We start from the raw sequence: 24,632 nt of genomic DNA, 5'->3' as shown, positions 1-24,632 counted from the left end.
TTATTTGTCCTCGGTCTTCATTTCAATACTGTTCTGGCGTACATGTACCAGAAGGCGGTAGTGATGCCCGGTCCCTTCCACCGGCACGATTTGCTTCCATTCGCTGGTCTGGTCGTCAGAAAAATAGGCGACAATGCCAATAAACTGCGTTTTTGCATCCAGATTCACATCCGGCAGCGTTTTGAGCGTGTCCGGCAGCAGGGTGAAATCCTGATGATCGAGATAGTTTTTCCCCAGCGCTTCCGGCAACGGCGTGGACGCCATCAGGTCGTAATCCGCCGCCTGAAATTTTGAGTCATCAGTCAGATACACCAATTGCACATCCACCGGGGTGGGATCGCCCTCGCCGTTCAGGTTGCTGTCCGGCTCGGTCAGCAGCATGATAGTTACTGCTGAAGACTGCTGTTTCAGATCCCCGACCTGAATACCGGGATCGGCGATTACCTGTCCGATCTTTTTGGTCATCGTGCAGCCGCTAACGCAGAGCGCCAGCATCAGCATGACAAAAACGCGCTTCATGCTTCCGGTTCCCGCTGCTTCTCTCGTAATACCCGGTCGTACACCTGGGCATAAACTTCATTAAACAGCATCGCGAACCCCTGCTGCCTGTCCGACGCCAGTTCAGCGTAATAGTGGCGGTACATGCCCCATGCTCCGGCATCATCCAGTTCGCGGCGCAGTTCATGGCTGCGGCGATACTGCACAAAACGGCGCAGCAGGCTCTGAGGAGAGAAAGCCTCAAGCATCATCCGCAGCGCTTCGTCAATCGCGGCCCGATTGGCCTCTTCGTGGTGGCGGACGTTACGCAGGCTCTCGCGAATGGCGGCAGGTGCCGCCAGATGCACCGGGCTTTTGCCTTCGGCGAACATCACCTCCAGCGCGGCGGCATAGTCAAGATTCAGGCGCAGCGGATTATCTTCCAGCGGACGCAGGTGTTTGTCCGACAGGCTGTTCTGGCTGTGCTGCAAATCCAGCAGCCCCTGAATCGCGGCCTGCAACGCACGTCCGGTTTCTTCCAGGAAGGCATCGGCATCCTGCGAGTTCTGTACGCTGAGCGTGCTACCCAATCCACGCAGCAGCGGCGTCACCGCCAGATGTTTCTGCGCCATTTCAGCCGGAGTGAATTCGTCTTCATCATGCGGATCGGCATAAACCGGCGGCAGATCCATAAACGCCGTGTCGATCCCGCCGTTCACCCGCAGATCGGACAGCGGTACGGTTCGTTGCCCGTTAGCCAGGGATGAGACTGTCAGACTTTCACTTTGCAGTACCTGCAAAGGATCGGAGGAGAAACTGTTCACCACCGTGGACGTCAACTGATGACGCTGCTGCATCCCTGGATACTCCGGCTGGCCGTCAGTGGAGATCAGCGCCTCCACCAGACCGTCGCGTTGCGTCACAATACTTTCCGGCGTCACCATCTGTTCGTCATAGCTGATACGTTTGCCTTCGTGCAGAAAGACTTTCAGCGCCAGCGCGCCGAGGCTGATTTCATCCCCCTGACGCAGGCGTACCAGACCGGTATCCGTCGATACCGGCGCAAGGTTAATCATCACTCCCGGCATCAGGCTGCGTAAGCAGTAAGCCCCATCGTGCAGCACAATGGCGCAAGCGCGCCCGGCAACCGAGCCGACACGATCCTGCACCGGCCAGTGGCACCCTTCGGCATGGCCTATTTCGCCGCCATCACCGGAAAATAGGCATTTCGCCGCGCGACCGCTTTCCAATTCATTGCCGTTCATCACCTGTAAGGTCAGTGATAAACCACCGTATTTTTGCTTTTCCTCAACCACAGACTGCTCCATAACATTACTCCCTGATGTGGAGGGTGACGGATGGCGAGGTGACCGGCTGACCGATAAAACAGGTCCGCCCCAGCCGGGAACATGATTTATCCCCCAGCCGCATCCTCCTGGCCTGCTCCGGTGCCAGACACAACTGCAGATCCCAGGCAAACTGGTCTCGCAGCAGGAACGAAATAAACATTTTCAGCGCCTGATGATGATCACCGTCCGGTAAAAATGACAGATAACGCCCCATCTCCAGACCGTTAATCCGCAGCAAAAATTTGCCGCTACGATCCGGTACCCGTGCACCAAGAGTAAAATTGACGCCCAGTACGGAACGTCCGGCGACATGCCCGGCAGTTCGTATTTTCAGATTACGCACCCCCACCCTGTTCTGCTCTGACGGCACAATCGCCACCTTACGCAGTTGCCAGTTGTCGATAGTGACATCCGGCAGATCAAAACAGTGGGAAACCAGATTGCATACCACGTCCGGCGAACGACCCGGCGTCGCCAGAACTCCGGCATAGGCCAGCATCTTGCTGTGGTTGATGGCGAGCCGGTCGCGCACGCTCTGGTTACCCAGTCCCACAAGGGAATACATGCGCCGTGAAAAGATATCCGTCCCGCCATTGCGAAAACAGATGTAGTAGCGGTACTTACGCCAGGCGTGATAAGCAAACTGCGTCCAGCGGTGGCTGAACAGATCAAGGAACGCTTTCAGACCTTGCTCGTTCTGTGCTGATTCCTGTGCCATCCGATCCAGGTAATAGCCGGGCAGCGGCGACTGGCTACCAGAAAAACCGAGAAATTTTGAGGTCAGCACGAACTGCCCCCTGTCGCTGCGCGTGAGTGATGTTAAATCACTGCCCGGAAAGGCGATGCTGGCGTCGGATTTAAACAGCACCACCTCATCTTCCGGCTCGTTGCGCAGGGAAGGTTCACTGCCCGGCCCACCGTAGCGACGGTACAATGATTCCAGCAACACATAGAAATTGATGTCGCGCACATCTGCCGGAAACGTTACATCAGGGCGTGCTGGCCGGTACTCTTCCATTCCCAGACCTCCTGACTTTCCGTGTTGATAATTTTCAGGCAGTGAAACGAATTGATGCTGGCGTACAGAGCAAAAAATTGCGACAGCACGACCCCCAGCAAATAGATCTCACCCTCACAGACAAACGGGGCCGGGTTGATCCACAGCGTGCTGGCCAGTCCTCTTACCGGGACACCCTTAAACAATCGATCCACCGGTTGAGTTTCCATCTTCTCAATGGCATCCAGCTTTTGCTGCGACAACCGGGCCTGCTGCGGATGGTGAATCCCCGGCAGATCGAAGGTACGCAGGATCTGCACCAGCGCATCACGGTCCAGCAGGGAGAGATAGTTCAGGTTCATGCTAGAAATGAGCGACCAGTGCATATCGCCGTCTGTGACCGGATACAACGGACGCGTAGGGCGCGTGACGTTGCTGAAAGAAGCGACCGCAGGATTTTTACCCACCGCGATACAGATATCACCAGTATGCAGCTCTTTGGGGAGCATCCTGTTGGTGCAGACCAGTGAAGCGGTAACCACCTCACCTTCCAGCATGGACGGCTCAGGCAGCCTGCCATCGGCGTGAACAAAGGCGATGGCGTGCTCAAGGCCGCGATGAAACAGGGACGTTTTTGTCCGGTGGTGCCAGTACACCACCTCACGCTGACGACTGTACTCAATCTGGTGGTTAAAACTCTCAAACTCCGGCCAGAAGCGGGTCTGGTTGCCTTTTCCTGATATATTCTCTGAGTCTGCGATATGACCGGAAACAGATTTAACCCTGAAAATGTCATAGGCGTCAGGGTGCTGATGACTGGCTTTCAATGGATACTGTGGCGTACTGCCATCCGGTCTGACAGGTTCAGCATGGTGAACAAACAAGTTGACAGCAGGTGTACAGTAAAGCCGCAATGAACTCTGACGTAACTTTATATCAACCGGCAACGGCTGATTAAAATGAAGACGTAATGTGAACGCGCCTGACGGAAAATCTTCCGGTAACGGTGCAACATCCCGCAGATGGATGAAAAAGAAACTTTCCGGGTAGCAAAAATACTCCTGAAGCACCCGGTAGCCATTATGGACATTTTTAGGCCATGGCAACAAAGCATCTTCACGCTCAAACCCGGCTGCATCCAGCCACAGCTCCGGTAACGGTATACAACGCTCTCCCGCAACTAGTTCAGCATCCATCAGGTGTTCACTGAACCACAGATAGAGCTGATGACGGGTATAGTCATCGTCATTCCCCAGCCAGAAAGTAAGTTTATTAAAATCAATTGCTTGTGGAGAAAATCCGGCACCCACGAAAAAATCAATATCAATGGTGCCTTTTTTGAGAGTGCTGGTGTTACGCACATTGCGAAGTTGCAGCGGCTGCAGCCATGTATCCCGCGCCAGAGTGAAATGGCAGGCAGGAACAAAGGCACCGTCTCCGTCTGTTAATGCCCCTTTATGTCCAGACGCGCCATAATTATTCGGGCGGGTTGCCACCAGCTCATCACGGGAAACCTGAACCGGCGCTTTCAGATCGTTTTCCGGCTTATATTCGATGACCGTCATGGATGGAACAGGGCGCAAATAGTTCGGCCACAGCATCCGGATGATCCCATGAGTGAACTCCGGGAACTCGTCGTCCAGTTTCTGCCTGAGGCCACCAGACAGGAAAGCAAAGGCTTCCAGCAGGCGCTCCACGTCCGGGTCGCCTTCCTTTTCCGCCAAAAAACGGGCCAGATAAGGTTTATCCTCTGCCAGCAGTTTGCCCAGTTGACGCAGATAATCCAGCTCTTCCCGGTAGTAACGTTCTTCAAAAGCCATGATGTTCACTCCACCCGATAGCGCTGGCGGTTATCCAGCAGAATGTCAAACGCCAGAACATCCCTGGCATCGTTGAAATTCACCTGTGCCACAATATGAAAACGCAGTTCCTGCGACGCATTATCATCCGGTATGTCTGCGTCCACCGTCACATCAGCAAGCCGGGGTTCATAACGCAGAATGCAGTCACAGATCCCCCGGCCAATTTCCTGACGAAAATCGCTGGAGATCAACGCATCATCATTCAGGTCAGGAATACCCAGACCCGGCGAGCCATAACAACTACCGGAACGGGTATTCAGGATGTTCACCAGATTGTGTCTGATGGACTGTAACAGTCGTCCGGTCGATGGTGAGTGACGTGACGACCTGGCCGCATTCCCCACCCGCTCAAACAGGCTGCCCTGCATCCTGATATCTCGTTCCGCCATAGCCGTTAATCCCGGTCCAGACGACCGACGAGAGAAAGTTCAAACGAGGCACCCATATATTTGAAATGAGGACGCACGGAGAGCGCCACCTGGTACCAGCCCGGCTCACCTTCCACATCCAGCACTTCAATTCTGGCCTGACGTAGTGGCTTACGGCTGCGCACTTCAGCTGGCGGATTTTCCTGATCGGCCACATACTGGCGGATCCAGGTGTTCAGTTCTCGCTCCAGATCGCCACGCTCTTTCCAGGAGCCGATCTGTTCGCGCTGCAGAACTTTGATGTAGTGCGCCAGACGGCTGATAATGAAGAGGTAAGGTAACTGCGTACCCAGCTTGTAGTTGGTCTCCGCTTCTTTACCTTCCGGGGTATTAGGAAAAACTTTTGGCTTCTGTACCGAATTTGCCGAGAAAAAGGCAGCATTATCACTGCCCTTACGCATGGTCAGGGTGATGAATCCCTCCTCCGCCAGCTCAAATTCACGACGGTCAGTAATCAATACCTCGGTCGGGATTTTGGCCTGTAACTGCCCCATTGCCTCATACAGATGGACCGACAGGTCTTTAACCGCCCCGCCGTTCTGCGGGCCGATAATATTCGGGCACCAGCGGTATTGTCTAAAGCTCTCCGCCATATTGGCGGCAAGCAAGAACGCGGTGTTCCCCCAGAGGTAATCATCATGACTGCGGCTGACATTTTCACGATAATTGAAACTTTTCACCGGATTGTCCCCAGGCGCATACGGCTGACGCAGCAAGAAACGTGGTGAGGTAAGACCGAGATAGCGTGAATCTTCGGCTTCGCGTAACGCGCGCCATTTGGTATATGCCGGCCCTTCAAAAATCGCGCCAACATCCTTGATGCCCGGCAGCTCAGTCCAGGACTCCAGACCGAGGAATTCCGGTGCGACCGATGACAGGAATGGCGCATGTGCCATTGCGCTGACCGCGCTGATGTATTTCAGTAATTTCAGATCTGCCGCATTATTTTTAAACGCATAATTACCGATAATTGCGGCAACCGGCTCACCGCCGAACTGACCGTAACCACTGGAATAAACATGCTTATAGAAACCGGACTGGGTGATTTCTGGGGCGAACTCGAAGTTGTCCAGTAACTCTTCTTTGGTGGCATGCAGCAGGTAAATTTTGATGTTTTCGCGCGGATCAGTACGCTCAACCAGCAATTTCAAGGAGCGCAGCAGTGATTCCAGTTCCTGGATCACCGGGTCGTGAAGAATCAAATCCATCTGACGACTTGTACGATCGTCAATATCCGCAATCATGGCGTTAACTGCCAGAATATCGACTGACTCAGCTTCATTTTGCAACAATGCCGAAATAAATGCAGTCACGCCCTGACGGGCAATACCATAACTTTCAGACTCAGGCTGAAAACGACTCTGTGCCATAATATTGTCCAGCAATGACGATCCCACTTCTGGCGCGACACTGACGGGGGCAACTTCTTCCTGTAAAGACATAGTGAAATCCTTGTGCAAAGTTATTTCTGACTGGCAAGCCCCAGTTCCTGAATCAGTTGTTCACGTGTTTCCTCGTTATCCAGAAGCGCCTGCAGCTGAGCGCGAAATGCCGGGATATTGCCCATTGGCCCTTTTAGGGCAACCAGCGCTTCACGCAACTCCAGCATTTTTTTCAGTTCAGGTACCTGACTGGCGATGCTGTCTGGCGAGAGATCGGCCATCGAGTTGACTTTCAGGTTGATATCCATGCGTGCACCCGTCTTTTCGCTAAGCACAGACGGCACCGAGACGTTCCGTTCAATACCAGACTGAGCCAGTACTGCGTTTAAGGTGTTGCGGTCAACAGCAACTGGCTGACGCTCATCCAATGGCGTGTCATCTGACCTTCCTAATAAATCCCCGGTGACTAGCAGGCTCAACGGGAGTTCAACCTCAGCCGTCTGTCCGCCCGTTTTCGGGATGTAGCGAATGTTAATGCGCTCCTTTGGAGCTATACTTCCTTCTTTGTTATTACTCATAAATATATTCCGTCAATTTATATTTCTATATTAACCCAGGGCTATAAAAACAATCTCCTCAATATATTGAGGAATTTCTTAAACGATGTCCTTATAGTATATAAAATATGATGCAGAATTAATTTCATGGCGTATGATACCCATGAATAGAAAATTTTAAACCCTTTCATTAAAAAACAAACGAGATATTTTTGCTTGTATAAATTTTCATCGAAACGATTTGGGTTCACATGTTCCAATAGATAGCCTCACACTTTAAAAAGGCACCACAAATAAGATTGACAATAAAGAATTAAAATACTGTAATTGATACAACAACTATTCACATTGCAAATCTAAAAAAAAATAAATTAGACAAGGTGAATCAATAAATAGCAGACAAAAAACAAAGAGTGAAGAATATAATATTTATTTTTGATACAAAACTATTCAGAAAAATTAAAAAATCGCCTCATGAGAGCACAAGCGGGCCGCATTGATATGAAATAAAAAGCCCTGCTTATTATTATCAGCGATTACGACAAGAGAAACAATGCAGTTACAAATCCACACAAAAGGAGCTACAAAATGCCAACCCCATGTTATATCTCAATTAAAGGGCAAACCCAGGGACTGATTACCGATCGCGCGTTTACCGCTGAATCTGTAGGCAACATCTATGTACAGGGTCACGAAGATGAAATGCTGGTGCAAGAATTCAGCCACAACGTCACCGTCCCGACCGATCCACAATCCGGTCAGCCAAGCGGTCAGCGTTCTCACAAGCCATTTATCTTCACCGTTGCGCTGAATAAAGCGGTTCCACTGCTGTACAACGCACTGGCCTCCGGTGAAATGTTGCCGACGACCGAACTGCACTGGTATCGCACGTCTGTCGAAGGTAAACAGGAGCACTTCTTCACCACCCGTCTGACCGACTCCACTATTGTCGATATCGACTGCACTATGCCGCACTGCCAGGACGACGCCAAACGCGAGTTCACGCAACTGGTCAAAGTCTCGCTGGCTTACCGCAAAATCGAGTGGGAACACGTCTCAGCCGGCACCTCCGGAGCTGATGACTGGCGTGCGCCTCTGGAAGCATAAGAGTAAATCCACAGCATTCTGCCTCAAGGGTGGAATGCTGTTTGGTCATATCACCGCGAAGCAAGTTGTGTCAGTACCGAGTTACTTTTTACATACGGGAGATGGCGGACGCCGGAAACTTCGGCGGAGGCGTTCCTAAAAGAGAACCTAACGCCGTACTGCTACAGCATTCAGATTGACACACAAGGGAGGGGGTTATGTCGCTAAGTGGGTTGCGTTTTACACTGAAAGTGGATGGTCAGGAGTCCGGTGTTTTTGCTGTCGTAAGCTTCTGGTTAATACAAAATAATTCCAGCCCGTTTGTGCTGGAGGTTGATGTTGCCAGCAAATCGTTTAACCAGGAAGCAAAGAATTTACTGGAAAAAAAGGCCACGCTGACTATCTGGCAGGGACCCAAAGCGCTTCGCTTCATCAGTGGAGTGGTATCCGCCTTTGGAATGAAAGAGAACAATGACTGGCAGATGCAATACCGCCTGCGCATCCAGCCCCCCTTATGGCGTTGCGACCTGCGAAAAAATTTCCGTATCTTTCAGCAACAGAATATTAAGGCCATCTCAACGACTCTGCTGAACGAAAACGGCGTAACCGACTGGACATTCAATTTTAAAACCAATCATGCCTCCCGTGAGTTCTGCGTACAGTATGGCGAATCAGACCTGGCATTTTTGACGCGGTTATGGTCTGAAGAAGGTATTTTCTTTTTTGACAAACCAGAGGGTTCTGACCAAAAGCTCACATTGTGCGACGATGTGGCGGGGCTTGGGAAAAGTGACCTGTTTCTGCCTTTTAACCCGAATATTCAGGCTGGTGTTACAACTGACTGCATCAGTGTATTTCACTATGGGGCAAATGTACGCCCTTCATCAGTTATAAGTCAGGACTATACCTTTAAGGTTCCAGGCTGGCCCGGGCAATATACCCGTAAGGGCGAGAATCTGAATAATCAGCTCTCGCAATATGAAATTTTTGATTATCCCGGACGTTTTAAGGATGAACAGCACGGACAGGATTTTACCCGCTATCAGATGGACGGTCTGCGCAACAATGCGGAAACCGCCACTGGCTCCAGTAATTCTCCTCGGTTGTGGCCAGGAAATCGTTTCACACTAGCAAAACACCCGCAGGAAACCCTGAACAAGGAATGGCAGATTGTCAGTAGCATTCTGACAGGGGATCAACCGCAGGCTCTGCACGGCAGCCAGGGTGACGGCACAACGCTGGATAATCAATTCACCGCAATTCCGGCAGACCGGACCTGGCGACCTTCACCCTTGTCCAAGCCTAAAGTTGATGGTCCACAAAGCGCTATCGTGACTGGCCCTGACGGAGAAGAAATCTTCTGTGATGAACATGGTCGGGTGCGGGTGAAATTTCACTGGGACAGAAACCGCCCCAAAAGTAGTGAAGACAGTTCCTGCTGGGTCCGCGTATCTCAAGCGTGGGCGGGAGCAGGTTTTGGCAACCTGGCGATCCCACGCGTAGGGCAGGAAGTGATAGTGGATTTCCTCAACGGCGATCCGGATCAGCCGATCGTCATAGGGCGTACCTATCATCAGGATAACCGTTCTCCAGGTAGCCTGCCGGGCACCAAAACGCAGATGACCATCCGCTCAAAAACCTACAAAGGTGATGGCTTTAACGAACTGCGCTTTGAAGATGCCACCTCGAAAGAACAAATTTACATGCACGCGCAGAAGGATATGCAGACTGAGGTGTTGCATGACAAGACTACAACGGTTGACCACGACCATAACGAAACGGTGAAGAATAACCAGACGGTCACCATCGTTGTGGGTCAAACGATCAATGTGGGTAGTAAGAAAGAAGGTGGGCATGACCAGAAGGTCACCGTTGCCAACGATCAGACGATTACCGTTCTGAATAATCAAACTGTTAGCGTAAAAGAAAAACGCGAGAAAAACGTTGGAGGAGATCAGAAGACAATCATCACTGGCGAAGATATTGAGACCGTGAAAAAGTCCCAAAAAGTGAGGGTGGAAAAGAACTATAAACTCGATGTGGACCACGAAACACTTGTTAAATCCGGCGACAAAATCGAACTGATATGCGGTGCCAGCGCCATCACACTGGAAAGCGGCGGGAAAGTGACGATCAGAGGCACAGAGTTTGAATTTACTGCCACCGGACCAGCCAGTATCAAAGGCAAAGACGTATTCATTAACTGAGGCGTAAAACATGGAATTTCGTAATCTGACGCCCTTTTCAGTGATGCAGTACGCAATGGATGACAAACACAACGAGCGTCATTGTGTGGTTGCTATGAAAACAGGCTTCCGGCTGATACAGGATGCTGAAGGTCAGTGGCAGGCTCAGTTGATGGAAAACCCGGTGCTCCCCCTGTGCGTGGAAGATGAATATGCCGGAGAAATCAACCTGTCTCCGGTACTGCGTGAAAGCGACCTCGCCCCCCTCAAACCCGCCTGTGACATCATTATTAACGGCACGGCGTATACGCCGGATGGCATCGCCGTACCGGAGATAACGGCGGGTTTACTGATGCGCTCATCGACAGGTGAAGTGCTGATAGATAAAAAGCTGCGGATAACCGGCAGACGGTTTTTCCGGCAACAGCCGCTAACCGGTCAATGGTACGAAACAGAGCCTGAGCCGTTCACCTCCCTGCCGCTGGACTACCGTTACGCCTTTGGCGGTGAATGCCGCATCGAAGCCGACAGCGACGATGCTGACCGCATCCCGGAAGAATACCGTCTTACCGACGAACAGCGGCGTGAACACCCGGAGCCGGATAACCCGCCGCTGGCACATATGGCCTGCCCGGTCAATCCGCTGGGACTTGGGTATACGCAGGCATGGTATCTGCGGGCTGGTGAATGCCGAGAGGTGGAAGCACCGCGTATTATTGCGGTAGACAGCCCGTTCACCCTGAAACAGTTTACTGACTGCCTTAACGGGCATGGCGACTGGTTTGCCCCGGAATACCAGCCTGCGGGGTTTGGCGTGATAGGCCGCGCCTGGTTGCCGCGTCTGCCTCTAGCGGGAACCTATGACCAGGAGTGGCTGGAAACACAGCACCCTGACCTGCCGGATGATTTTGATTTCAACTACTGGAACTGCGCCCCGGATGACCAGCGCATCCCCTTTCCGCTGCCCGGCGGCGAGTTTGTGCTAACAGGGTTCCGCCCGGAGGGCGATATTCGCTTCTCCCTGCCAGCACACCAGGCTCGCCTGCTGATCCGCGCCATGAGCGGACACCGTTTACCGTTGCCGATGCTGCTGGACACACTGGAAATCAATACTGACATGCTGACCGTGGCACTGACCTGGCGTTTTCTGCTGCCAGGTAACACACCACCGATACGTGTGCTGGAAGCGAGATACCGGACAAGGAGTGCATAAGGATGGCCGATAACTATACCGCACGTCAGAGCGGCGACTGGAAAGTTGTCAGCACCAAACCGGACGTATGTAAAACGCCACGCGGCGATTCCACCCCGCCCGTCCCCTACCCTGTCACGGCGAATATGGGTACGGCGGTCATGGTGGTAGCGTCAGTTAAACTTAACGGCTGCCCGGCAGTGGTGCTGGACCAGAGCAAAATCCCGCAGACCATCGGCGATTCGCCGGGGGCGGCAAAAGGCGTAAGCAGCGGTACCGTCGGTGATGTGTGCGAACCTCTGGGACACAGTGAAACGGTATTCTTTGGCGGCAAACCCATGCTGCGGCATAACGATGAGTTCTGGATGAACAACAGGAACACTATCGGGTTGATAGTGGGTCAGCCGCCACCGGGCGGGGTTCCGGCAGAAGAAGCGGATCCGCCGGACGAACCGGAAACGGAGGAGGAAGAAGAGGAAGAAGGCGGCGGATGGCTGGACTGGTTACAGACAGGACTGGATATCGCGGGATTTATTCCGGTGGTGGGTAGTCTGGCAGACCTGGCAAACGCGGGCATCAGCGCAGCGCGTGGGAATTACGCTGAGGCGGCGATGTCACTGGTGGCGGCAGTACCGGGTGTCGGGGATGCGGCGAAGGCAGCGTCGATGGCGGTGAAGGGAGCAAAGGCTGTCGGGAAAATGTCGGCAAAAGATGCTGCAAAGCTGGCAGCCAAAGCGGCAAAGGCCGCAAAAGCTGCAGCAAAGGCAGCCGCAAAAGCAGCGAGGGAAGCGGCAAGGAAGGCGGCGGCGAAGCTTAAGGGAGGAATAGTTAAGGGGGAAAAAAAAGTCGGAGAAGGACTGGGAAAAGGCGCAGAAGGAAATAAATGTACCAAGAGCGGTGAACCTATCGACGTCGGAACTGGCGATTTTCTCCAGCATTTTAGTGTGCTTTCTCTACCGGGTTCCCTGCCGCTGACACTTTCTCGTTTTTACCGTTCACAGGCCAGAAGTGGAGGGATATTTGGCCCGAAATGGACGGATGAATGGGCTGTTTCACTGACGGTACACGATGACACACTGCACTTTACTGACAATGAAGGTGTGGAACTGTATTACCGTATTCCGCAGGACGGTATTTTCCGCAATATCAGCAATTCCCGCCAGGCGTATTATCGGTTATCAGGGGACATGGCCGGGGAGCTGCGGGTTTTTGACCGTCGTTCACAGCGGACGCAGGTTTTTACCTCAACAGACCGTGGTACATACCTGCTGTCAGCTATCCACGACCGCTACGGCAACCGGATTGATTTTCTCCGCGCAGATAACCTGCTGACGAAAATTTGCCACAGTGATGGCTACATACTGGCCCTCAGTTGGCAGCAACAGCAACTGATGAGTATCGACCTGGTAACGCCACAGCGCCAGCGTCTTGTGACCTGTCATTACGACAGCAACGGCTATCTTGCAGAGTGCGACACGTTTCAGTTCACCCATCTCTGGCATGAGTATATGCCGGACGGGTTTATGACCCGCTGGCGGGATACAGATAAAACCTGTGTGGATATTCATTATGACGCACAAGGTCGAGCCATCAGCACGCTGTCAACGGAAGGCTATTACGACGACCGTTTTATCTATGACGATCAAGAACACTGCACCACGTACATTGATGCCGAAGGTGGCGAAACCCGTTACTGGTACAACGAGGATGGCCTGGTCACCCGCAGTATCGACCCGCTTGGACGGGAAGAAACCACAGTATGGGAGAACACTCAACTTCAGTCCCGCACCGACGCGCTGGGGCGCACCACGGCATATGACTATAGCGGTGAAGGCGATATCAGCCGGATTTCCCTGCCGGGTGGTTACAGCCTGTCTTACGATTATAGCGAGAACGGACAATTAGCCCGGCTGACGCTGCCGGGTAATCAGATATGGCAATGGGTTTACGACGACCACGGTAGTATGGTCAGCCTGACTGACCCGCAGGGACGCCAACAGCAGTTCAGCTACAGCGAACAGGGTGATTTGCTGGCGCGAATTATGCCGAACGGGGCCACCTGGCGCTGGAGCCACGATGCGCTGCACCAGGTACTGGAAGCCACCGCGCCGGATGGCGGGGTGACGCAGACCGAACAGGATATTCTGGGTCGTCTGCTGAGCATGAAAGACCCTCTGGGATTCACCACACAGTTCCGCCACAGTAAAACCCATGCCGGACAGTTGGGCAGCATCGAAGAAATCAACCGCCCCGATGGCGTGCGAGAACTGATGCGCCAGAACAGTGAAAAACTGCCGGAAAGCTTCACCGATGGCGAGGGTAAAACCACCCGCTATGAGTACGGCGCATTTGACCTGCTGACGGCGGTGGTCCGTCCCGATGGTGAACGCCTGGAATGCCGCTACGATAAACTCACCCGCCTGACCGACATCACCAACGCCGAAGGCGAAAGTTACCGGCTGACGTATGACAAAGCCGGACAGCTTGTCGCCGAAACCGATTTTACCGGACGCACACTGGCCTATGAATACGATGCTGCCGGGCGCTGTATCCGCACCACCTTCCCGGACGGTACACATCTGAACCGCCGCTATAACGTGACCGACCAGGTGACGGATGAAGAAGTCACCCAGAGCGACAGTAACCACATCCTCAGTGCCACCACCTTCCGTTTCGACACGCTGTGTCGTCTGGTGGAGGCGAAAAATGACGATGCCACTGTCACCTATGAATACGATAACGCCAGCCGGATAACCGCCGAAACCATTAACGGCAGACGGACGGAATACCGCCACGACGCTGAACTGGACACGGTGGCGCGGCGTACCACCGCAGGGATTACCGAACGCTTTACCCGTGGTCTTATGGGCGAACTCACTTCGTGGCAGATAGCTGACCATGCGCCGCTTACTTTTGAATATGACCTGCGCGGCCAGGAAATATCGAGAAAAAGCCAAACCGGGTTTTACCAGACGCAGGGCTACACGCAGACGGGGATGCTGACCACGCAGCACGCGGGAAGTCAGGCAGAACCGCAGGCCAGGAACAAAGACCTGCAACGCCAGTGGCTGTACGACAAAGCCTATAACCTGACGATGATATCGGATTCGCTGCGCGGGACGATGGTCAACAGCGTGACGAAGAACGACCAGATAAACCACGCCACCTGGACGGGCAGCGGCAACACGCAGATGTGTGAGGAGCGCTTCACCTACGACAGGAACCTGAATATCACCCGACGCCAGACCTGGGTGAACGAGGTGCTGGAGAGCGAGACACATCAGCAGCAACTGCATGGCCGGGTGGTGTCGCGGGAGCACAAAGGCTGGCGGTATCAGACAAGCCGAATCAACCCGGAGACCGGCAAACCGGAGGAAGGGAAGTTTGTGAAGGTGGTGAATGCACACGGCATCACCTGGAAATACGATGTTAACGGGCGACTGGTGGAGAAACGGGTCGATAAAGGCGGTTACCGCCCGCTCACGTGGCGTTACCGCTGGGATGCCAGAAGCCAGCTGACCGGACTGGAAACACCGGAAGGCGAACGCTGGGAATATCAATACGACCCGTTCGGCAGACGCATCAGCAAGCGCTGCACCAACCGCGACAAGCCGGGAACGGACTTCCACTGGAACGGCGACCAGCTAACCGAAGAAATCCCGGTTAACACCAACGGTACACCGGAACAAGAAAACGCCATTCGCTGGATTTATGCGCAGGGAAGTTTTACGCCGCTGGCGCGTTATGAGAAAGAACAACTGCACTATGCGGTGACGGATACGGTGGGTCGCATTCAGGAGTTGCTGGCCGAAGACGGCGAAATTATCTGGCGAGGTAAACAACAGCTATGGGGCCGGGAAGAAGCAGCAAACGACGATAACCTCTCATGCAGATTACGCTTTCCGGGGCAGTATGAGGATGCGGAGTCAGGGCTGTACTATAACCGGTTCCGGTACTATGATTGCGAGACGGGGCAGTACCTCAGTGCAGACCCGATAGGGCTACGTGGCGGGATAAATCCATACTCATATGTCAAAAATCCGCTGATGTGGATTGATCCTCTTGGATTAACTGGTTGGCAAATAGATGGCGATAAGACTACAGCTATTTTGCAAGGTGGTCCTTTTAAAGAGAAATATTATAAAGATGGAAGAACAGGTTTGTGGTGGTCTAAAGACACTACCGGGCACGGTGGGTCTGCGTACAAAGTATATAGAGAAACATCAACCACTCTAGAATGGATTGCAGATGCTGATGAAAATGGTCAGTTTATGCCTGATAAACATAAAGGGAATACGGGGCGAAGTATCCCTAAAAAAGGTTGTAAAGGAATAAAGTGAGTTAATGCCATGATAAAAAATAGCGCAGAATTTGTTTCATTGAGAAATAGTGATATTCCTGATGAGTATAACCGAGCGGCCACAGAAGAGGCTCCTCTTGATGTATGGATGGACCTTATTGAAAATCATCATGATATGAAAGTATGGGTTGCAAGAAACAAATCCATACCAAAAGAAATAATTAATATTTTGTCAAGAGATATAAATCCTATTGTTAGGGATGCTATATCATCGAAATATCCTTTGGATTTTGATATTTATTTGCTGTTATCAAAAGATCCCGATGATGGGATTAGAGTTAGATTAACTTATAATAAAAAATTACCAACATCTATTTTAAAAGAAATGGCTGACAATGATCCTAGTGAATTTGTGAGGAAAGAAGCACGGCTGAAATACAAACAGCGGATTAAATAATGATAAACATTTAAATTTTTTGAATGAACACATCATGTAATTTTATTTTCATTTTTGAAATTTAACAAATCAAAAACTAGTTAAGAAATTACCTCTTCCCATTTTATGAGTAAATTTATCTATGGTAGTTGGCATCATACATCTGTTTTGAAGCCGAATGGTCCGAATTATAATCCTGGCGCTGCAAATGATACGCACATACCATTACCTGGAGGAATTATTCCATGAGTGAGCAAGATATTATAGATGATATAAAAAAACATAATTGGAAAGAGAGTTGGTTAGATTTCTCAGTTTTCCTTTATGAAAGAAATCGACTAATTATCGTAGGAAGCGACGATCTTTCTTACTATCATACTCTGGAAATAATGGCGGAGGTTCCATCTTATATTAGTGGTGTTATGGATTGGTCATGTGGCCTTGATGAGGAGTTTATTAAATCATCAACTTACGCTGATGATTCTAGTGACATTTCCGTCCTGGAATTCTATTCTGATTCTGATTCTGATTCTGATTCTGATTCTGATTCTGAATTGAAATTTAAAGTTGTCGCGGAAAAAATATCCGTTAATTTTGATACTGTTTTTTACTATAAAAAAGAAAATTTAAATATTGGTGAGAGGTTAGCATATTGTATTAAATAGCTATGCACAAAACGACGATAACCTCTCATGCAGATTACGCTTTCCGGGGCAGTACGAAGATGCTGAATCTGGACTGTATGTTCATAATCTTTCCCTGGTCTCAATAAAACAATATATAAACGTTCTATTTCATTTAATTCCTAATTAATATCAAATAATAGTGATAATAATTAATGATTTTATGTACCGAAGAAATTAAAGAGAAATTTATATGAGTGAAAATAGTCAAAAAAGTAATTATAACGATGGTGCCATAAATGGCTTTCTCAGGTCGCAGGGTGATCTTGAGGCCGCTGCTTTAAAAAAACTGACCATCACAGCTTCTGGTTTTATCAAAAATGATAAGGTGCGATATGATTTTTTGACAAATGTTGAAGCATTTACGGAAGCCCAGCTCGAATGTATTCGTGGAAATGGTTCACAGGGAGAAAAAATTCTGGCCCTGGATTATTTGCAACAAGAACAAGAGTATCTTGAGAGACAGGTAACTTGGTTGCAATCTAAACAGGTAAAACCAGCTGCGTCTGTTGAAGTAAGAATTGTAAATGGTGTATTGTCCTATATCGTCAAAAGTATTGGACTGATCGGTGGAGTGCTTCAAATTGTGTCCGGAGGATTCCTTGTTTTAGCTAGTTCACCAACAGTTGTGGGTTCAGCAGTTGGTGTCATGCTAATTTTACATGGAGCTACCAACGTATGGGAAAATGGTCGTAGTTTGTTTTTTGGAGATGATGATGCTATTGGGCCAGCAACTTATCTATATGGAGAGGCTGCCAATTTATTAGGTTTTGACAGATCCTATGGAAAGTTAGCATTTGCCGGAATAGACCTGGGACTCTCCGCAGTTGCGTTATTCGGAACTAAGTTAGTGCCCGACGCATGGAGACTGTTTCGTTATATCCCTTCGGACTATGAGATGGAATTCAGAACGATGAGTGCACTGGAATTGTCTGCTGAAATTTTCCCTGATGCGGCGACCCTGTATTCTGGAACTCAAACCTACTTTTCTTTACCAGAGTCCGAACCTGACGCCCCTCCTCAACCACTTGTTCCATTTTATGATTACTAGTTGCAAAAGCATTTAGCCATAATATATCCTGACTTCTGGAAATTTGATTATAGATATAGAGAGAATTAGAATGACTGAAGATGAATTAATAAAAATAATGTACGAAAAAAGCTTTTCAAAAAAAAACAAATCGATAAACTAAAGAAACTCTCAGAAAAATATTCGACGTCACTATATGATACTGTTTCTGAGCTTGCACGGCGTTTCTATCGATCTTTATTTATGCACATTTTAACGTTTATTTTAATTTTTCATTCATATATCCGTCTCAGCGAAGAGCATGGACACACTTTAGGAAACATTTTGTTTGCCATTGGCATCTTATGCATTATATATATAATACTTGATTTATTTGCCCCATTATTTCAGGGATATAAAGCCAGAAAGGTCATAAAGGAAATCCAGAGAAAAGAGAATTCTAAATAGAATACTCTGCTAGTTGATAATAACACTGGGTCATCTGTACGTGGTAAAAATAAAACTGGTGACAAGTGTAACTGGTTTAAATTATGTATACATAAATATTTTCTCACCCAACTTTTATGTGTATAATTACATATATCAGGAAAACAAGTGCAACCGATCCCCCCCAAAGAAAAATAAAATCTTAACAGACATTGCTTATTATATTATAGTTTAATGGCCAGCTTTATAAGTTTATATTGCACGCACACTGTCACATTCCTTAGCTTACCTGACAAATAAACAACCAAATATATAAAAAACATAGTGGCTACCGATACAAATAAAAAATCAAGTCTTCTGAGAAGAATTTCCGAAACAATGAATGGAATTTGAAAAAATAGCAGGCCAAAAAAAACCTTCAAGGTATCCAGAAACGCCCTCTTTGCAGAGGAGTGAATTATAATATGTAAATCATTTGCACTAACTCTACATTGAGAATTTCCGGCCTTTATTTTTCCTCTGAACATATAGAGTTCCTTTGGAGAAAATTCGACCTCTTTTATTTTGTTTTTCAGCTTAATATTTTTAATTTCCATTCCCCCATCCAATGATTAATCAACAAATATGATTTATTTTTATTTTATTCTAAAAAAATGATGATGATACATATCAATCTCTTGTATATAAATTCAATATGGATTACAAAAAATATCACTATAAATCAATATACACTTACGAAACCTTTCACCCTTTTAAGGTATCTTATTTAAGGAGAAAATAAACCGTAAAATGAAAAAACATCTTTAATAGTTCTGGAAGCGCTTGTTGATGCGTTCCCGTTTCGCCAGAATTCCTTCCCGGTTGTTCGGTTTTTTCACTTCAATAAAAATCAGCAGCAGCCCGTTAATCGTGGATTTGAATTCCGAGTCCGGCACCACTATTTAAAAAACCCAGCCTATGGCTGGGTTTTTGCTTTCCAGGGATATCACAACGCGTTCAATACCCCCTCCTTCACCGCGTTTACCATTTTCTTCATCTGCTTAATCTCTTCGCGCAGCGCTTTCATTTCGTCGTTATCCGGAATCAGCACAATGCAGTCTCCGGCAATCTTCACCGTGACGCCTGTTCCCGTGTCGAAACCGGCCTCTTTTAGCCATTTTCCGCTGAGGTTCAGTGCGGGCGTGCTGGTATTGCCTTGCTGAGGGACGTAGCTGACGGTGTAACGGCGCTCGGTTTTTATCGGTGTGGTGGATGATGGGTGAGTCTGGGTAGGGATCGTAGCCATAAGGGGCAACCTCCAGTAAGTGATTATTTGAACCACCACCGAAGAGACCAATCTACGGGTGGCGGAACCGGACGGAGTTGGTCTTGCCGGCCTTACTGGACACCGGTGCGTCTTACGACGCCTCCGCCCGGCCCACCATTGAGATGTGACTAGGCAAACGACATAAAAAAGACGCAAAGCGCGTCATATGCCGCCAGTAAGGAATATGCTCAGGAGACCAATCCCGGCACCTGATTTTGCAGATGCCAGGCAAAGGTACTGCTATCACTTACAGGCCGCAAGCGGTTTTCATACGCTAATCAAATCATCACATTAATCTGGAATTCGCCTCGCAAAACGTGCCTACACTGCGCCCTCATTGATACACAAACGTCACCCCAATAATCGACTGCACGTTCCCCGCCGTCACCTGGCCGCTGGTTCGCGCGTAGTTGGCCGTTAACCCCAGGCTGACGGACGACGTGCTCACCGTGCCAAGCGACACATTATGGTTAGCAGGAAGCACGCTGCCGTTGCGCGTAAGCTGCACGCCAATCCCCTGTGCCGGTGAGGCCGAGGCGGTATTGGTGAAGATAGAGTTCGCCGCATCCGCCGTGGTGCCTGAAAGGTAGTAACCCAACTTCTGACTCTGCGCACAGTAAACCGTCAGCGGGATGGCCGTGGAGCCGGGGTAATCCGGCAACGTCACCGTCACATTGCGCGAGGAAACATCGCAGCCGCCAGTCGGCACCACCACGTTGTTGTTGGCGTAGATATTCCAGATAAACTGAAAATCATCGCCGTTCTTGTTGTTGGTCTGTCGCAGGATCAGCACCGCAATCAGCGTGCCGGAGCTAATTGCCACACCACCAGCGGAGCTAATCGGCGTCAGGTAGAGCACCGTAGGCCACGGTTTGTCGGTCCTGGAGTTATAGATCAGGCGAGACGTTTCCGTGGTGGTGGGAAACGGGTAGCTGGTACCGTTGTATTTTACGGTGCCGGAAAAGCTCGACAGCACGCCGCCGTAGGCCGAGCCGCGCTGCAACGTCACATAGTCGGTGATGGTCTCTGGATAGTCGTTATGGCAAAAAATCTGCGTCGAGAGATCGACCACCAGGTTTTGCCCCACGTTCACCGCAGGCGCAAGATCCACGTAGACGTTAGCGCTACCGCCGCCGATAGGGATCGTCGTACCGTTGGCCGTCTTACAGGCAAACGACCAGGCGTTAAACGACCAGCCAGCCAACAGCAGCGTCGTCAGTAAGGCTATCACGTTTTTCATTACTCTCTTCTCCTGGTCAGGCGTAGGTATAGGTGACGTTGATGATCGTCTTAATGGTGCCCTGGGTTGCGCCGCCGTTAACCGACAGCGCCCTCACCTGCAGCGGAAAGTGCGCGGACTGCGATGCTTCGTCCACCGTCACCGTCGTGGTCGCGCCGGTATTCAGCGTCTTTCCGCCGTTGTCCTGGAGCTCAAGCTGGATGTTTTTGGCGGTGCCCTGATTCTGGTAATAACCAGTGGCGTCCGCCGTGCCGCTAAAGCTGGCAATCACCCTTGACGTGCCGACCGGGCAGTTGCTGAGTTCAAGCGCCACGCTGTGCCACGCGGAGACCGAGCCCGCGGAAAGCAGGCTAAAGGTATAGAGGTCGCCAAGCTCGACGCTGGCGTTGGTGGTCGATACCGTGCAGGGCTTCGCCACCACTTTGCCGTTGACGGTGATGGTGACATCGGCAGCCCATAGCGCCGGAGAGACCGCCATCAGGGCTAACGCCCATAGCCAGCCGTAATAAACCCGTTTCATCTGCGCCTCCGCTTACTGAAATTCAAGAGTGAACGTCGCCGTGGCGTTAACGTGGCCCGGGGTGACCGGAACCTGCGTCGCCATCAGGCGGGCGTAAAAGTTCAACGTGTTAGTCTGGCCGGGGGTGAGCGTCGTCCATGGAATGGTCGATGAGGCAGCGTTAAGCGGCAGCGTGGTCTGCTGCCCATTGAGGATCTGTACCCCCATTCCTGCCGCGGCAGACGCACCGGTGTCCAGCTTTAACAGGGTGGTATTGCCATTATCCGCTACGCCGGTAAATCCCACCTTCACGGCGGAAACCGCCCCGCCGCACGGCGAGAGCACGATGCGAAACGGGACGGCGGGCGTAGTGGCGCCAACGGCGTTGAACTGTTTAGCGGCGTTGTTCATCAGATCAACAATAAAGTCTTTTGATTCTCCCGCCACGGCGCAGCCGTTATCCCTGACGTTGCCGGTAATGGTTATCGTGCTATCCGCCGCCAGCGTGCAGGTAGCCGTCAGCGCAAAGCACGCGCTGAGCAGATAAAAGGGGGTTCTCATTCTTCTGTCCTTAGCGGCACACGGCCGATAGCTGAATCAGCGTCTGTTCCAGGCTCTCATTTGGGATGCGGTAGTCCGCCACGCAGCGAGCATCGTCGCCTTCGCCCCAGACCACCTGAACCTTCCCGGCGAGCGGCATACCGCTCAGGTAAACGAGGCCGTTATCCGCCACGATGCTGCTGTTCTGATTGTCTGCTGAAGTCACCACCGCACCGAAAGGCACCAGCTTGCCGCGATGTGTGAGCGTCATTAGCAGCTTCATCCCTACCCGCGTTTTAAATTTCGCCCGCACAATCGCCCCGTGAGTGGGCACCACGTTGACCACCGCGTCGTCTAAATCGACGTTATCCGCCAGCGAGTTGGTGTCCAGCGCCACGCGGTTTTCGCGATACTCGGTGGCGTACGGCAGGACGGCGTAGCCGCGCCAGTCGGTGCGCACCCCGGTCTGGTTTTCCACCCTTGTCCCTTCTGCGCCCGGCGCACTCACCAGCACGACCGTGTCGTTCAGCGGCTGACTTAACGTCACACCATTGGCATGCGCCAGCACGCCGCCGCTCATGCCGTAATAGAGCTGCTTCAGACCGTCGCTGTGGCTGTAACCAACGTTGGCGTTGCCGTAGCCACCGCGATAGTTCAGCGCCGCATAACCGGTGCTGCCGCTACTGCCTTCCCCGCCGCTGGCGTAGCCGGTCTGCACGCTGTAACTCAGGTTGTTATCTTCCAGCAGCGTGCCGTACAGCCCGGCGAGGTTGCTCATGCGACCGTTAAGATCGTCAGACATGCTGTAGCTGGCACTGGCGTGTCGCCAGACGGACTGGCTGTCGGAACGCAGCCAGTGGCTGAACGGAATGTTGACGTTCACGGCCAGCATCTGGTCACGCCCGTCCTGCCAGGCGTTTTTGGTCAGGCTATAGCTCAGCGTCCAGTTGATGTCGCTAACGGCGGTATTCAGCCCAACCTGGAACTGTTCATCCGCATTGTCGGTTCCCCAATAGCTTTGATGGCTACCGCTCACATAGAGGGTGGCAGTACGCCCTAGCTGCTGGGTCACGCTCACCTGCACCTTGCCGCGTTTGCTATAGGCCAGGTTGTAGTAGTCGGTAAATGTCGGCTTCACGTACATCGGGCCGTCTTCGGTCACCACGCTATGGCCGCTCATGCGCTGATAGGTGGTATCGGCAAAGCTGTAGTAGCCCTGCGTGGAGTAGCGGTAGCCCACCAGCTGAATATTGGTGCCAAGCTCGCTGAGCGATTTGTTATAGAGGAATCGTACCGACTGGCCCTGCTGCTCGCTGTCATCGGGCAGCGTGGCGTTGGCCTGGGTGATATCCACCGACAGCGCACCCAGATCGCCCATATTTTTCCCGACGCCCAGGTTAAAGGCGCGATAGCGGTCTGCCAGCTGGGTACCGCCATAGAGCGTCCATCCTGCCGGTAGCCCGTGCATCAGCGTGCCTTGAAAGAAGGTGGGATCTTCCTGGAGATCGTTGCCGCTGCGGTATTTCCCGGCGGTCAGCGCGTAGCGGGTGTGGCCTTCACGCTGCAGGACCGGAACCGAAGAGTACGGCACGGTGAAGCTCTGAACGCTGCCGTCCGCCTCTTTGATGGCTACCTGGAGATCGCCGCCGTTGCCCGCCGCATAGAGATCGTTAATCGTGAAGGGGCCCGGCGGCACCGTGCTGTGGTAAATCTCGTAGCCGTTCTGCTTGATAGAGACCTGCGCCGTACCACGCGCAATGCCGTGAATCACCGGCGCAAAGCCTTTCTGGCTATCCGGCAGCATATTGTCATCGGACGCCAGCTGCGCACCGCGAAAGTTAATGCCGTCAAAGACGTCGCCGTTGGTATAGCTGTCGCCAAGCGTCAGGCGCGAGCGAAACGGCGTGATATCACGCTCCAGCCAGGTGTTGACGTGCTGCCATTTATTCTCGCTGCTTGAACCGCTGCTGTAGCTCCAGGTGCTGTTATCCCGCAGCCGCCACGCGCCAACGTTCAGCCCGCTTTGCAGGTTTAAATAGGCGTACTGGCTGCTGCCACCAACGCGGTTTTGTACGTTATTACCGGTGAAGTTGTAGTTCAGCAGCCCGGCGGTGATCCCGTTATCCCACAGCTCCGGCGAAATATAGCCACGCGCCTGATTTCCCATATAGGCCTGAGGAATGGTCAGGTACAGACGCTGCTGGCCAACGTCCAGGCGGACGGTCGCATCCTTGATCATCGCCGTAAACGGTACGCAGGCGTCAGGCTCCAGCGCATCCATTCCCTTAATCGCAGCCGTGTTAAGCCCCATGCTGGCAAGCTGGCCGCGCGTCAGGCACGGCATCAAACCGTGGCCGTTTTCACCGGCGCTGAAGGTGACATCGCGGGTGGTCATAAAGCCATCGTTCAGATAGATATCCATACGATAGGTGCCCGGCGGTAACTCCTGTCCCTTCTCAAAGCTGGAAAGATCCGCGACGGCTGCCGGGTCGTCGGCTAAAAATCGTGGGTTAAAGTAGAGCTCCGCCTGAGCAAGAAAGGCCGGTGATGCGAGCAAAGTCGCAACGGAGAGTTGCGTCAGCCGTATACGTCGGGCCTGCAAATGGTCGAGGCCAAATTTCAGATATGACATAGTCCCTCCGGTTCGACATCGCCC

The 24,632-nt window shown here is 51.5% G+C and carries 21 protein-coding genes; 7 read left to right on the top strand and 14 right to left on the bottom strand.

Annotated features, from left to right (window positions below; genetic code table 11):
* Genes tssJ through tssB form a run of 7 tightly spaced genes read right to left on the bottom strand, consistent with a single transcriptional unit; the run spans nt 1 to nt 7,073 of the window.
* Complete coding sequence (gene tssJ, locus V6944_RS09770; RefSeq protein ID WP_333498807.1) at nt 1–519, bottom strand: type VI secretion system lipoprotein TssJ; 519 nt, start codon at nt 517–519, stop codon at nt 1–3.
* Nucleotides 516–1,793, bottom strand: coding sequence for a type VI secretion system-associated FHA domain protein TagH (gene tagH, locus V6944_RS09765; protein WP_442910731.1), 1,278 nt, complete (start codon nt 1,791–1,793; stop codon nt 516–518). Before tagH ends, tssJ begins: the two co-directional genes overlap by 4 nt.
* 16 nt (nt 1,794–1,809) lie before the next feature.
* Nucleotides 1,810–2,844 carry a type VI secretion system baseplate subunit TssG gene (gene tssG, locus V6944_RS09760; protein WP_333498805.1) on the bottom strand — a complete coding sequence of 345 codons (1,035 nt, stop codon included), beginning with the start codon at nt 2,842–2,844 and terminating at the stop codon, nt 1,810–1,812.
* Nucleotides 2,811–4,643 (bottom strand): type VI secretion system baseplate subunit TssF, encoded by a 1,833-nt coding sequence (gene tssF / locus V6944_RS09755; protein ID WP_333498804.1) that lies wholly within the window; start codon nt 4,641–4,643, stop codon nt 2,811–2,813. The genes tssG and tssF overlap by 34 nt, the downstream gene beginning before the upstream one ends.
* Nucleotides 4,644–4,648: 5 nt before the next feature.
* Nucleotides 4,649–5,074: a type VI secretion system baseplate subunit TssE gene (tssE, locus tag V6944_RS09750; RefSeq protein WP_333498803.1), complete on the bottom strand. Its 426-nt coding sequence runs from the start codon at nt 5,072–5,074 to the stop codon at nt 4,649–4,651.
* Between the two features lie 5 nt (nt 5,075–5,079).
* Complete coding sequence (tssC, locus tag V6944_RS09745) at nt 5,080–6,555, bottom strand: type VI secretion system contractile sheath large subunit (protein ID WP_333498802.1); 1,476 nt, start codon at nt 6,553–6,555, stop codon at nt 5,080–5,082.
* Between the two features lie 20 nt (nt 6,556–6,575).
* Nucleotides 6,576–7,073: a type VI secretion system contractile sheath small subunit gene (tssB, locus tag V6944_RS09740; RefSeq protein ID WP_333498801.1), complete on the bottom strand. Its 498-nt coding sequence runs from the start codon at nt 7,071–7,073 to the stop codon at nt 6,576–6,578.
* A gap of 567 nt (nt 7,074–7,640) precedes the next feature.
* On the opposite strand from tssB, the gene V6944_RS09735 reads away from it, so the two are divergent.
* The 7 genes from V6944_RS09735 (at nt 7,641) to V6944_RS09705 (ending at nt 17,986) form a co-directional block, all read left to right on the top strand.
* Nucleotides 7,641–8,159 (top strand): Hcp family type VI secretion system effector, encoded by a 519-nt coding sequence (locus tag V6944_RS09735; RefSeq protein ID WP_049011564.1) that lies wholly within the window; start codon nt 7,641–7,643, stop codon nt 8,157–8,159.
* A gap of 197 nt (nt 8,160–8,356) precedes the next feature.
* Nucleotides 8,357–10,345 (top strand): type VI secretion system Vgr family protein, encoded by a 1,989-nt coding sequence (locus tag V6944_RS09730; protein WP_333498800.1) that lies wholly within the window; start codon nt 8,357–8,359, stop codon nt 10,343–10,345.
* A gap of 10 nt (nt 10,346–10,355) precedes the next feature.
* Nucleotides 10,356–11,537, top strand: a complete 1,182-nt coding sequence (locus tag V6944_RS09725) for a DUF2169 family type VI secretion system accessory protein (RefSeq protein WP_333498799.1) — start codon at nt 10,356–10,358, stop codon at nt 11,535–11,537.
* A gap of 2 nt (nt 11,538–11,539) precedes the next feature.
* Nucleotides 11,540–15,856 (top strand): PAAR-like domain-containing protein, encoded by a 4,317-nt coding sequence (locus tag V6944_RS09720; RefSeq protein WP_333498798.1) that lies wholly within the window; start codon nt 11,540–11,542, stop codon nt 15,854–15,856.
* Nucleotides 15,857–15,865: 9 nt separating this feature from the next.
* Nucleotides 15,866–16,273, top strand: coding sequence for a hypothetical protein (locus tag V6944_RS09715; protein ID WP_048215566.1), 408 nt, complete (start codon nt 15,866–15,868; stop codon nt 16,271–16,273).
* A 224-nt stretch (nt 16,274–16,497) separates the two neighbouring features.
* Nucleotides 16,498–16,917 carry a hypothetical protein gene (locus tag V6944_RS09710; RefSeq protein ID WP_333498797.1) on the top strand — a complete coding sequence of 140 codons (420 nt, stop codon included), beginning with the start codon at nt 16,498–16,500 and terminating at the stop codon, nt 16,915–16,917.
* A gap of 211 nt (nt 16,918–17,128) precedes the next feature.
* A complete protein-coding gene (locus V6944_RS09705) occupies nt 17,129–17,986 on the top strand; it encodes a DUF4225 domain-containing protein (protein WP_333498796.1) in 858 nt (285 codons plus the stop codon).
* Nucleotides 17,987–18,615: 629 nt separating this feature from the next.
* On the opposite strand, the gene V6944_RS09700 is transcribed toward V6944_RS09705, so the two are convergent.
* The 7 genes from V6944_RS09700 to V6944_RS09670 all read right to left on the bottom strand — a co-directional run bounded on the left by V6944_RS09700 (nt 18,616) and on the right by V6944_RS09670 (nt 24,608).
* Nucleotides 18,616–18,987: a hypothetical protein gene (locus tag V6944_RS09700; protein ID WP_333498795.1), complete on the bottom strand. Its 372-nt coding sequence runs from the start codon at nt 18,985–18,987 to the stop codon at nt 18,616–18,618.
* 207 nt (nt 18,988–19,194) lie between these two features.
* Nucleotides 19,195–19,326: a hypothetical protein gene (locus V6944_RS09695; protein WP_333498794.1), complete on the bottom strand. Its 132-nt coding sequence runs from the start codon at nt 19,324–19,326 to the stop codon at nt 19,195–19,197.
* Between the two features lie 50 nt (nt 19,327–19,376).
* The gene (locus tag V6944_RS09690) at nt 19,377–19,676 is read right to left on the bottom strand and encodes a SymE family type I addiction module toxin (protein ID WP_333498793.1); all 300 of its coding nucleotides are present in this window, start codon (nt 19,674–19,676) and stop codon (nt 19,377–19,379) included.
* Nucleotides 19,677–20,031: 355 nt separating this feature from the next.
* Nucleotides 20,032–20,937, bottom strand: a complete 906-nt coding sequence (locus V6944_RS09685; protein ID WP_333498792.1) for a fimbrial protein — start codon at nt 20,935–20,937, stop codon at nt 20,032–20,034.
* Between the two features lie 16 nt (nt 20,938–20,953).
* Nucleotides 20,954–21,457, bottom strand: a complete 504-nt coding sequence (locus tag V6944_RS09680) for a fimbrial protein (RefSeq protein ID WP_442910727.1) — start codon at nt 21,455–21,457, stop codon at nt 20,954–20,956.
* Nucleotides 21,458–21,469: 12 nt separating this feature from the next.
* Nucleotides 21,470–21,997, bottom strand: coding sequence for a fimbrial protein (locus tag V6944_RS09675; protein WP_333498791.1), 528 nt, complete (start codon nt 21,995–21,997; stop codon nt 21,470–21,472).
* Nucleotides 21,998–22,007: 10 nt separating this feature from the next.
* Nucleotides 22,008–24,608 (bottom strand): fimbrial biogenesis usher protein, encoded by a 2,601-nt coding sequence (locus V6944_RS09670; protein ID WP_333498790.1) that lies wholly within the window; start codon nt 24,606–24,608, stop codon nt 22,008–22,010.
* Nucleotides 24,609–24,632: the final 24 nt, after the last annotated feature.

Origin of the sequence: Kluyvera sp. CHPC 1.2972, assembly GCF_036759925.1 — a bacterium.
Taxonomy (GTDB): Bacteria; Pseudomonadota; Gammaproteobacteria; order Enterobacterales; family Enterobacteriaceae; genus Kluyvera.
The sequence above is the reverse complement of the archived record's forward strand: the minus strand, read 5'-3'. Positions and strand labels throughout refer to the sequence as shown.

Bases quoted from the DNA above. Each gene is read 5' to 3' on its own strand.
- V6944_RS09715 (WP_048215566.1), top strand. From the start codon at position 15,866: ATGATAAAAAATAGCGCAGAATTTGTTTCATTGAGAAATAGTGATATT.
- V6944_RS09680 (WP_442910727.1), bottom strand. From the start codon at position 21,457: ATGAAACGGGTTTATTACGGCTGGCTATGGGCGTTAGCCCTGATGGCG.
- tssJ (WP_333498807.1), bottom strand. From the start codon at position 519: ATGAAGCGCGTTTTTGTCATGCTGATGCTGGCGCTCTGCGTTAGCGGC.
- V6944_RS09700 (WP_333498795.1), bottom strand. From the start codon at position 18,987: ATGGAAATTAAAAATATTAAGCTGAAAAACAAAATAAAAGAGGTCGAA.
- tssB (WP_333498801.1), bottom strand. From the start codon at position 7,073: ATGAGTAATAACAAAGAAGGAAGTATAGCTCCAAAGGAGCGCATTAAC.
- V6944_RS09685 (WP_333498792.1), bottom strand. From the start codon at position 20,937: ATGAAAAACGTGATAGCCTTACTGACGACGCTGCTGTTGGCTGGCTGG.
- V6944_RS09730 (WP_333498800.1), top strand. From the start codon at position 8,357: ATGTCGCTAAGTGGGTTGCGTTTTACACTGAAAGTGGATGGTCAGGAG.
- V6944_RS09670 (WP_333498790.1), bottom strand. From the start codon at position 24,608: ATGTCATATCTGAAATTTGGCCTCGACCATTTGCAGGCCCGACGTATA.
- V6944_RS09710 (WP_333498797.1), top strand. From the start codon at position 16,498: ATGAGTGAGCAAGATATTATAGATGATATAAAAAAACATAATTGGAAA.
- tssF (WP_333498804.1), bottom strand. From the start codon at position 4,643: ATGGCTTTTGAAGAACGTTACTACCGGGAAGAGCTGGATTATCTGCGT.
- V6944_RS09690 (WP_333498793.1), bottom strand. From the start codon at position 19,676: ATGGCTACGATCCCTACCCAGACTCACCCATCATCCACCACACCGATA.
- tssG (WP_333498805.1), bottom strand. From the start codon at position 2,844: ATGGAAGAGTACCGGCCAGCACGCCCTGATGTAACGTTTCCGGCAGAT.
- V6944_RS09735 (WP_049011564.1), top strand. From the start codon at position 7,641: ATGCCAACCCCATGTTATATCTCAATTAAAGGGCAAACCCAGGGACTG.
- V6944_RS09725 (WP_333498799.1), top strand. From the start codon at position 10,356: ATGGAATTTCGTAATCTGACGCCCTTTTCAGTGATGCAGTACGCAATG.
- V6944_RS09720 (WP_333498798.1), top strand. From the start codon at position 11,540: ATGGCCGATAACTATACCGCACGTCAGAGCGGCGACTGGAAAGTTGTC.
- V6944_RS09675 (WP_333498791.1), bottom strand. From the start codon at position 21,997: ATGAGAACCCCCTTTTATCTGCTCAGCGCGTGCTTTGCGCTGACGGCT.
- tssC (WP_333498802.1), bottom strand. From the start codon at position 6,555: ATGTCTTTACAGGAAGAAGTTGCCCCCGTCAGTGTCGCGCCAGAAGTG.
- V6944_RS09705 (WP_333498796.1), top strand. From the start codon at position 17,129: ATGAGTGAAAATAGTCAAAAAAGTAATTATAACGATGGTGCCATAAAT.
- tssE (WP_333498803.1), bottom strand. From the start codon at position 5,074: ATGGCGGAACGAGATATCAGGATGCAGGGCAGCCTGTTTGAGCGGGTG.